The 9571-nt window shown below is 63.2% G+C and carries 8 protein-coding genes, 1 tRNA gene and 1 pseudogene; 3 read left to right on the top strand and 7 right to left on the bottom strand.

The window, feature by feature from the left end:
* The 3 genes and pseudogenes from Q0S16_RS24980 to Q0S16_RS24970 all read right to left on the bottom strand — a co-directional run.
* On the bottom strand, positions 1-185 hold a 185-nt coding region (locus Q0S16_RS24980), incomplete at its 3' end, for a hypothetical protein (RefSeq protein ID WP_295854787.1).
* A 164-nt stretch (positions 186-349) separates the two neighbouring features.
* The gene (locus tag Q0S16_RS24975) at positions 350-1543 is read right to left on the bottom strand and encodes a CoA transferase (protein WP_295854783.1); all 1194 of its coding nucleotides are present in this window, start codon (positions 1541-1543) and stop codon (positions 350-352) included.
* Between the two features lie 132 nt (positions 1544-1675).
* Positions 1676-2497: pseudogene (locus Q0S16_RS24970) on the bottom strand (IS3 family transposase); the annotation flags it as partial.
* Between the two features lie 673 nt (positions 2498-3170).
* On the opposite strand from Q0S16_RS24970, the gene Q0S16_RS24965 reads away from it, so the two are divergent.
* Positions 3171-4175 (top strand): amidohydrolase family protein, encoded by a 1005-nt coding sequence (locus Q0S16_RS24965; RefSeq protein ID WP_295854780.1) that lies wholly within the window; start codon positions 3171-3173, stop codon positions 4173-4175.
* Positions 4176-5038: 863 nt separating this feature from the next.
* Here the strand turns inward: Q0S16_RS24965 and Q0S16_RS24960 are convergent.
* Positions 5039-5115 (bottom strand) — tRNA-Arg (locus Q0S16_RS24960).
* 198 nt (positions 5116-5313) lie between these two features.
* The gene (locus Q0S16_RS24955) at positions 5314-5529 is read right to left on the bottom strand and encodes a hypothetical protein (protein ID WP_295854776.1); all 216 of its coding nucleotides are present in this window, start codon (positions 5527-5529) and stop codon (positions 5314-5316) included.
* Positions 5530-5715: 186 nt separating this feature from the next.
* On the opposite strand from Q0S16_RS24955, the gene ilvA reads away from it, so the two are divergent.
* Complete coding sequence (gene ilvA / locus Q0S16_RS24950) at positions 5716-7233, top strand: threonine ammonia-lyase, biosynthetic (RefSeq protein ID WP_295854771.1); 1518 nt, start codon at positions 5716-5718, stop codon at positions 7231-7233.
* A 199-nt stretch (positions 7234-7432) separates the two neighbouring features.
* Entirely contained in the window at positions 7433-7879 is a 447-nt protein-coding gene (locus Q0S16_RS24945; RefSeq protein WP_295854767.1) for a hypothetical protein, read from the top strand.
* Positions 7880-7895: 16 nt separating this feature from the next.
* On the opposite strand, the gene Q0S16_RS24940 is transcribed toward Q0S16_RS24945, so the two are convergent.
* Together Q0S16_RS24940 and Q0S16_RS24935 are read right to left on the bottom strand one after the other, a co-directional pair.
* Positions 7896-8801 (bottom strand): PhzF family phenazine biosynthesis protein, encoded by a 906-nt coding sequence (locus tag Q0S16_RS24940; RefSeq protein ID WP_295854764.1) that lies wholly within the window; start codon positions 8799-8801, stop codon positions 7896-7898.
* A gap of 170 nt (positions 8802-8971) precedes the next feature.
* Positions 8972-9571 (bottom strand): zinc-binding dehydrogenase (locus tag Q0S16_RS24935; RefSeq protein WP_295854761.1); only part of this gene is annotated, 600 nt, incomplete at its 5' end.

Below are 9571 nucleotides of genomic sequence, written 5' to 3'. Positions count from 1 at the left end.
GCGGCGAGGCGCGGACGGTCCAGCGTCAGCACGGCGAGCACAGCCAAAACCGAGACCGCGATGGCTTGCCCGCTGGTCGAAAACGGCAGCGTGAATGCCGTCACCACAGCGGCATATTGCCGGGCAACGAGCAGATTCTGGCCAAGGGCACTGTTCGCCATCGGCGAGGTGGAGGCGTGGATCATTCGTCTGTCAGCTTTCGCGCGTTTTGCTCAGGACCATGGGCGAAGCGCACCATAAGTCCCAGCCTGACGGTTGGCCACCTGCGGCAGATTCGGACATTGGGCTATCGCTCTTCCACGGCTGCTGCGCCGTTAGACTGTTTGGTAAGCTGCACTGAAAGCGGGCCCTATACGACCTTATCACGGCTCAGCGCTGTAATTTCTCCGCTGGAAAAGCCGAACTCTGCCAGCAGTTCGGCCGTCTGCTCGCCGAATTCCGGTGGCCGCACCGCCATCTTGCTGGGGGTTCGTGACAGCGTGAAGGGCTGGCCGACGAGGCGGATGTTGCGGCCCTCATCATTGGGTACGTTCTGGGCGATGCCAAGATGCTTGACCTGTTCGTCGGCGAACATCTGATCGACGGAATAGATCGGCCCGCACGGCACGCCGGCGGCGTTCAACTCATTGACCCATTCGTCGGTGCTGCGCTTCTGCGTGCAGACGTTGATCGCAGCGTTAAGTGTGTTGCGGTTTTTGGAACGGGCTGGTCCGGTGGCGTAATCCGGATTGGTTAGCAGTTCCGGCGCCCCGATCGCTTGCGCGCAGCGCTCCCAGATCTTGCCGCCGGTGGTAGCGATATTGATGTAGCCGTCCGAGGTCTTGAACACGCCGGTGGGGATGCTGGTGGGATGGTTGTTGCCAGCCTGCTGCGGCACGTCCCCTTCCATCAGCCAGCGCGCCGCCTGGAAATCCAGCATGAAGATCTGCGCCTGCAGCAGCGAGGTCTGCACCCACTGGCCCTGGCCCGAGACGTCGCGCTCCAGCAGCGCCGTTAGCACGCCCATGGCGCAGAACAGTCCGGCAGTGAGGTCGGCCACGGGGATGCCCACCCGCATCGGGCCTTCACCTGGCGCCCCGGTGATCGACATCAGCCCGCCCATGCCCTGGGCAATCTGGTCGAAGCCCGGACGCTTGTGGTAGGGGCCGTCCTGGCCGAAGCCGGAGATGCTGCCATAGACGATGCCGGGATTGATCGCCCGCAGGCTCTCGTAATCGATGCCGAGGCGCGCTTTGACGTCGGGGCGGAAATTCTCGATCACAACATCGGCCTTGGCCGCGAGGCGCTTGAACACCGCGAGTCCCCGCGGATCTTTCAAGTTCAGCGTCATCGCGCGCTTATTGCGGTGCAAATTCTGGAAATCCGAGCCCTGGCGCGGTCCGCCGGGCTGCTCGCCACCCGAATCATCGGTCAAGGCATCGATTTTGATGACATTGGCACCCCAGTCGGCGAGTTGCCGCACGGCGGTGGGCCCTGAGCGAACCCGGGTAAGGTCGAGCACGGTAAAGCGGGCGAGGGCGGCCGAGGCGCGCGGGAAGGTCATCATGAGCTCCGGAAAAAATTAGGGAGAACCTTACCCTTCGCTCAAAAGCTGTGAGTTGTCATGCTCTCTAGTGAGGTGGTCCCGGTTGTCTGAACAGATTTTCCGCGTCGATAGGTGGAGCCTCTGCCGGGGTTAGGCTGCCATGCGGACCGGCAACGAAGTGAAGTAGGCCTGATCGGGCGTCCGGCCGTCAAGGCTGGAGTGAGTCCGTCTGCCATTGTAAAAGTCCAGATATTGGCCGATCGATTGTCGCGCATCGCCGACGCTGTCGTAAGCCCGCAGATAGACCCCCTCGTATTTGACGCTGCGCCACAGCCGTTCGACGAACACGCTGTCCCGCCAGGCGCCCTTGCCATCCATGCTGATGGCGATGCCGTTGTCAGCGAGCACGCCGGTGAAGGCCTGGCCGGTGAACTGCGAACCCTGGTCGGTGTTGTCGCGACGATGCTTCGCATCGCGCTGAGATCTCCGGCTTGCCATGGCGCGCCAAAGCATCCTGCGGAGTTTCGACGCGGAACGCAGCCTCCATAGTGATCGACAGCCGCCATGACAGCACCCGGCGTGTAGCCCAGTCGAGAACCGCGGCGAGGTAGACGAACCCACGCGCCATCGGAATGTGGGTGAGGTCCATCGCCCAGACCTGGTTTGGCCGTATGATCGCCATGCCGCGCAGCAGATAGGGATAGATCTTGTGGCCGGGCTCGGGCCGGGTGGTGCGCGGCCGTCGGTACAGCGCCTCGATTCCCATCCGCCGCATGATCGCAAGGTCGGCATCCGGCACCGGACACGGCAAATAATAGACGCTGCCGCGGCTGATCTTCAAAACCTCCGCCTGCCGTGCGATCGACAGGTCGTGTTCACGGTCGATCATCGTCTTGCGCTCAGCAATCCCGCCTTGGTGAGTGCGCCTTCTAAAAAATCATTCTCCAGCGTCAGCTCAACGATACCCGCGAGGACCGGGATGCCTGGCGGGACCAAGCCCAGGCGATCACCCGGCAGTTGGCCGACGCCAGGTCCAGTGACGCCTAAAAACGCGCCCGTGGTGGCGCCGGCTCGCAGGCTAACTCGCAGGACCGGTCAAGAAAAACCCCGCCATCGGGGGGTGGCAGGGTTTTTCACGAGTAGAGCGCGGGCTGGGATCGGTGCTCTGATCTTTCAACGTTGCGCCCCTGCGAAAGTTGCCATCACGATTGCCTGAGGCCGTCTGAAACAGAGCGCAATAGTGCTCGGCCTGTCCCAACATGAGTTCGCTCGTCGAGCTGGCCTAGCGCAGGGCACCTACGTCAACGCGATCCGCGGGCATGATCGCATCTCGGCATGGGCCATGAATAGGCTGCGACACGCCCTGCTCAACTAATGTTCCAGCCCGGTACAATACCCAAGTCAGTTGAAATATAATCAAGAAATAAAAGACTTAGCCATGATACAACATCCGATAGACAAGGTATTGATATCAGAGCCTAACGGATGCGCGAGGGCGGTGGCCATCCTCGACTGAATGACGACGAAATAAAAACAACAACCAGGGGAGATGACAATGTTGGGTGGAGCAAAAGGAATCGGCGGGTGCGGGTGCCATTCCGGCTTCGGGGCGTTCTCATGCACCACGCCGAGCCGGCGTGGATTTATGCTCGGACTAGCCGGCGCTGCGGCACTGGCGACGACCGGCGCCGCCAGGCGCGCCGCAGCGGCTGACGGCGCGCCTTTCCGCATCGACGTCCATCATCATCTTTCTCCGCCGACCTACATCGCGGCGTCGAACGTCGGCAATTTCGGCGACTCGCTGATGAAGAACTGGATGCCGTCGAAGTCGATCGAAGACATGGACAAGGCCGGTGTCGCGGTGTCCATGCTATCCGTGACGACGCCGGCGCTCAACACCATACCTGAAGGGCAGGCCCGGGCGCTGGCGCGGGAATCGAACGAATACGCCGCCAAGCTGATTGCCGATCATCCCGGCCGTTTCGGCAGCTTCGCCATGGTGCCGCTGCGCGACACCGAGGGCGCCCTGAAGGAGATCACCTACGCGCTCGATATGCTGAAGGCCGACGGCATCGGCCTGATGACCAGCTATGGCGACAAGTGGCTCGGAGATCCCTCGTTCATCCCGGTGATGGAAGAGCTTAACCGCCGCAAGGCTGTCGTCTACACCCACCCCACGGCGGCAAACTGCTGCGTCAATCTGGTGCCGACGCAGCAGCCGGTGATGATCGAGTTCGGCACCGACACGACGCGGACCATCGCGGACATATTGTTCAGCGGCAATGCGCGACGCTTCCCCGACATCAAGTGGATCTTTTCGCATGCCGGCGGCACCATGCCGTTCCTGATCGAGCGCTTCGTGCGTAATCCGATGCTGGATCCGAGGGCAAAGGACACCGTGCCCGACGGGACGCTGGCCGAGCTCAAGCGATTTTATTACGACACCGCGCAGGTCTCCAACAAGGGATCGTTGTCGGCGCTGGCGGCCATCATCCCGGCATCGCAGATCCTGTTCGGCACGGATTTCCCCTACCGCAAGAGCCTCGACCACGTCGAAGGCTTACGCAAGGCGGGCGTGTTCTCCGACGACCAGATCGCCGCGATCGAGCGCGGCAATGCGTTGAAGCTGCTGCCACGTCTGGCGAGCTAAACCACCAGCGTTGGCGATCATCGCCCGACCTCACCCCGTGTCGTCCCCGCGAAAGCGGGGACCCATACGCTCCGAAGAGTTGGTGAAGCGGGGACGCCGCCGTTCTGCCGCCTCATGACGATAGCGGCTATGGATCCCGGCTCGGCGGTCGCCTCGCTCACTGGGCCGGGATGACATCGAATGGTTCATCGGCCCTTCTCGTTATTGCGAGGAGCGAAGCGACGCGGCAATCCAGAGGCCTTTTGCAGGCACACCTGGCACAAAATTGCCTCTCGGTGACGACTTCCGACGATGCCACGCTGAATACAGGGGCATAACCGCGATCACCGCTGTGCCAGCCCGCCGGATGATAAGGTCCTTCCTTGTGTCAGGTCGTCGTGGAGTGTGCTGAGCTGCTTTGCGTTTTGACTGTTGGTCCAGACGCCAATTCAGCGATGGACGGCATTCACCGGTTACTGCGTGACATTGTCAATCACGCGGTCGAGCCCAAAGAGATCGGGGAGCGAGTGGCTGCCCGGCTCAACCGGTTCGAGCAGAGCAAGGTGCGGAGATGCGTCTGATCCGGCCGTATGTCGCAAGGCTTGTCCTGCAGGTGAGCATTAGGCTGGCCAGGAGGGCCGCGCGAAGCCTTCGTTGATTATCGATCGGTGTCTAAACAGCGATGCCCGGGCTAGTCCCGGGCATCATGCTGTCTGGAGAACGAATCGAGGCTTTCGTGTTGCAGCCGTGTTGCGTGCGCTCATCGGGACTAAACGGGAAAGCCTATAACTGACGGGCTTTGACGAATACGAGATGCAACGCGGATTTTCAGAAAAGAACGAACCCGATACCGAATTAAGTATCTGAAATAATTGAAGTTTTCTTGGTGCACTCGGAGCGATTCGAACGCCCGACCCTCGGAATCGAAATCCGATGCTCTATCCAGCTGAGCTACGAGTGCGACGGCGGCACCATAGCGGCGAATGCCGCGTTTGCCAGCCCCCGAGCAGGTAAAATCGGTCGAGATGGGCTCCGCGGTCCAATATGGAACGATGGACGCCAGCGATCATTTGCTCTCCATCAACAGGAGACATGACATGAAGATTTCGACCATTATCTTGGCGTCCACCCTCGCACTGACCTCGTCGCTGGCCCTGGCTCAGACCGGCGGCAGCGCAGGCGGTTCGGCCGGCGCAGCCGGTTCGACCAGCGCCGGCTCCACCGGATCCGGCACGTCCTCCGCCGGCACCTCTGGCGCCGTCAACAGTGGCGCCAACAGCGCGATGAACCCGTCGGGCAGCACGATCGGCGCCGGGACGTCGCCGAGCGGTTCGACCCTGGCGCCGACCGGATCGAGTTCCTCGACCTCGGGCACGCGCTAAGATCAGAAGTCGTTGTAGTGAAAAGCCCCGCTTCGCGCGGGGCTTTTTGCTGCCGGCAGCGCTCGATCGGCAGCCGGAACCGGGGTTGATTTTCGGGCTATTTGCGTGCCCATCCTGTCACGGGGCAACGCGGCCGGTGGTGGCGCGCGTCCGCTGCCATCAGCTGCTAGGAATCGTTCGTGACGGACTACATCCGCAAAATCCTCGACACCCGGGTCTATGACGTCGCGGTCAACACGCCGCTCGATCCGATGGTGCGGCTCAGCGCGCGGCTCGGCTGCGCGGTGCTGCTGAAGCGCGAGGATCTGCAGCCGATCTTCTCGTTCAAGATTCGCGGCGCCTATAACAAGATTTCGCAGCTCTCGCCGGCGCAGCGCGCGGCCGGCGTGATCTGTGCCTCGGCCGGCAACCATGCCCAGGGCGTGGCGCTGTCGGCGCAACGGCTCGGCATCAAGGCCACCATCGTGATGCCGGTCACCACGCCGCCGATCAAGGTCGACGCCGTCAGATACTGGGGCGGCAACGCCGTGCTGTTCGGCGATACCTTCGACGAGGCCTCGGCGCATGCGCGGCAGTTGCAGGCCGAGCACGGCCTGACCTTCGTGCATCCCTATGATGATCCCGACGTGATCGCGGGGCAGGGCACCATCGGCATGGAAATCCTGCAGCAGCACCCCGATCCGATCGAGGCGGTGTTCGTGCCGATCGGCGGCGGCGGCCTCGCGGCCGGCGTGGCGTCGTTCATCAAATTCCTGCGGCCGGAGACCAAGGTGATTGGCGTCGAGCCGGTCGACGCCGCCTCGATGAAGGCGGCGATCGCGGCCGGCGAGCGCGTCGTGCTCGATCGCGTCGGCCTGTTCGCCGACGGCGTCGCGGTGCGCCAGGCCGGCGCCGAGAATTTTCGCATCTGCCGCGAATTGCTCGACAGCGTCATCGTCGCCGACACCGACGAGATGTGCGCGGCCATCAAGGACATTTTCGAGGATACAAGGGTGCTGTCGGAACCCGCCGGCGCGCTGGCGCTGGCCGGGCTGAAGAGCTACGTCGCCGCCAATCCGCAGCGCTCCGGCGCGCTGGTCGCGATCAACTCCGGCGCCAATCTGAATTTCGACCGGCTGCGCCATGTCGCCGAACGCGCCGAGGTCGGCGAGGCGCGCGAGATCCTGCTCGGCGTCACCATCCCCGAGCAGCCCGGCAGCTATCGCCGCTTCATCCAGACCATCGGCAACCACAACATCACCGAGTTCAACTACCGGTACGCCGACCAGAAGCAGGCCAATGTGTTTGTCGGCCTCAAGCTCGGCGGCGCGCGTTCCGAGAAGGCCGAGCTGATCGGCCAGCTCGAAACGCTGGGTTACAAGGTGCTCGACATCAGCGCGGACGAGACGGCCAAGCTGCATATCCGCTACATGGTGGGCGGCCGCGCGCCGCCGGCGCTGCGTGACGAGATGATCCTGCGCTTTGAATTCCCGGAGCGACCGGGCGCGCTGCTGAAGTTCCTCGACCAGATGGGGCCGGACTGGAACATCACGCTGTTCCATTACCGCAACCACGGCGCCGATTACGGCCGCGTGCTGGTCGGCCTCCAGGTCCCCGAGGCCGATCGCGCCAGCCTGTCGGCGCGGCTCGACGCGCTGGGCTATCCCTATGAGGACGAGACCATCAACCCGGCCTATCAGATGTTTTTGAACGGCTAGGACTATTGGCGCTGGGCGATTGGGGCGCGCGGTGTCCAGAGGTTGATTTCAGGCTCTACGTGGCGCTGTGCCGCATTCTGCCTTTTTTTGGCTCAATCGGGATGCTTAACGAAATGCCAATACAGTCTGGCCAGAGTAGGTGGCGGGCGGTTGCCCGTTGGTGCCCGTCCCGATAGCCCCTTAATGTTCCGGTTGCTTCATGCGCCTCTCGCTGCTGACTATCCTGACCCTGCTGCTGCTCAGCGCCGTGCCGGCGCGCGCCGATTTGCGCATTACCCGGGATCACGGCGGCTATGTCACGGAGTACAAGGAAAAGTACGAGCGCATCCGTGACCGCAAGGAGCGCGTGATCATCGACGGCATCTGCAATTCGGCCTGTACCATGGTGTTCGGCATCGTGCCGCTGAACAAGGTCTGCGTCACCCCGCGCGCCAGCCTCGGCTTCCATCAGGCCTATTACGACAAGGCCTTCACCTTCGGCATCAAGGTGACCAGCTACGAGGGCACCTCCGACCTGATGGGTTACTATCCGCAGCCGGTGAAGGACTGGATCAGCCGCAATGGCGGGCTGACCACCGAGATGAAGAAGATCAAGAACGGCGTCGATCTGTGGAAGATCGTCGATCCCTGTCCGGAAGATTTCTGACGATGGCCATTGGCAGCTAGACTTCGATCGTTCCCGTCATCACCGGCACGCAGCTTCCGCCGATATAGGTCGCCGTCACCACGCCGTCCTGCTTGGTGGCTTCGGCGTGCAGCAGGCTTGGTCGTCCCATCTCCACGCCCTGGGCGATGCGTTTCCTCAGCGTCAGGGTTGGCTCCGGCCGCAACTGTGCCAGCAGGCCGATCAGCGCGACATTGGCGCTGCCGGTGGCGGGATCTTCGGGAATGTTGTGCTGCGGCGCGAACATCCGCGCGCGGATGTCGAGATGCGGTTCGTCGACCTGCGTATAGATGAGAATGCTCGTGACCGGATGTTTCGCCACCTCGCGGCGGAAAACGTCAGCCTGGGCGGTGGCGAGCTGCAATGCGGCGGTGCTCTTCAACTCGGCGAGGATGAACGCGGCGCCGCAGGACGCAATCAGCGGCCGGTGGTTGGCGGTCTCGATATCGTCCACCGAGAGACCGCAGGCCGATGCGATCAGCTCGACCGGAATCTCCGCCCCGATGCTTAGTAGCCGCGGCGAGGCCAGTTTGGCGCCGGTCACCACCGCGCCGTCGCGCAGAATTTCGATCGGCACCAGCCCGGCCTTCTCCTCGAATACCACGCGGTCGCCGGCGACGGGTTGGCCATAGCTGGTCCCGGCGCGCGCCAGCACGAAGGCGGTGCCGACATTGGGGTGCCCGGCGAAGGGCATCTCGCCCTTTGGCGTGAAGATGCGGACCGTGGCGGTATGCGCGGGATCGCTCGGCGGCAACACGAAGGTCGTCTCGGAAAGATTGAACTCGGCGGCGATCGCCTGCATCTGCGCGGTCGTCAGGCCTTCGGCGTTCAGCACCACCGCCAGCGGATTGCCGGTGAATTGCTCGGTGGTGAACACGTCAACGGTCTCGAATCGCAGAGGCATCGTTATGTCTTTCCGTCATTGCGAGGCACCGGCCTTTGGCCGACCCCGAGATATGAAAGATCGGCTTCGTGTTCCGGACGCGGAGCGTATCGGGCACCGGCGGTCCCGGCGCTGCGGCGCATGACGCCGCGTCCGGGACCGTGCCCTGACGGATGGCCCTTGCGATGCGCCTAGAACGTCACCACGCCGCGGATCGACTGGCCGGTCTTCATCAGCTCGAACCCCTTGTTGATGTCGGACAGCGGCATCACGTGGGTGATCATCGGGTCGATCTGGATCTTGCCCTCCATGTACCAGTCGACGATTTTAGGTACGTCGGTGCGGCCACGGGCGCCGCCGAAGGCTGAGCCGCGCCACACCCGGCCGGTCACCAGCTGGAACGGCCGCGTCGAGATTTCCGCGCCGGCCGGCGCCACGCCGATCACGATCGATTCGCCCCAGCCGCGATGACAGGCTTCCAGCGCCTGGCGCATGACCGTGACGTTACCGGTGCAGTCGAAGGTGTAATCGGCGCCGCCGATCTGGTCCGCGCCGGATTTGGTCATGTTGATGAGGTGCGGCACCAGGTCCTTGCCGAGTTCGCCCGGGTTGACGAAATGCGTCATGCCGAACCGCTCGCCCCACGCCTTGCGCTCATTGTTGAGATCGACGCCGATGATCATGTCGGCGCCCGCCAGCCGCAGGCCCTGCAGCACGTTGAGGCCGATGCCGCCGAGGCCGAACACGATCGCCTTGGCGCCGCGTTCGACTTTCGCGGTGTTGATCACCGC

Origin of the sequence: Tardiphaga sp., from assembly GCF_025356345.1 — a bacterium.
In the GTDB taxonomy this organism is placed as follows: Bacteria; Pseudomonadota; Alphaproteobacteria; order Rhizobiales; family Xanthobacteraceae; genus Tardiphaga.
The sequence above is the reverse complement of the archived record's forward strand: the minus strand, read 5'-3'. Positions and strand labels throughout refer to the sequence as shown.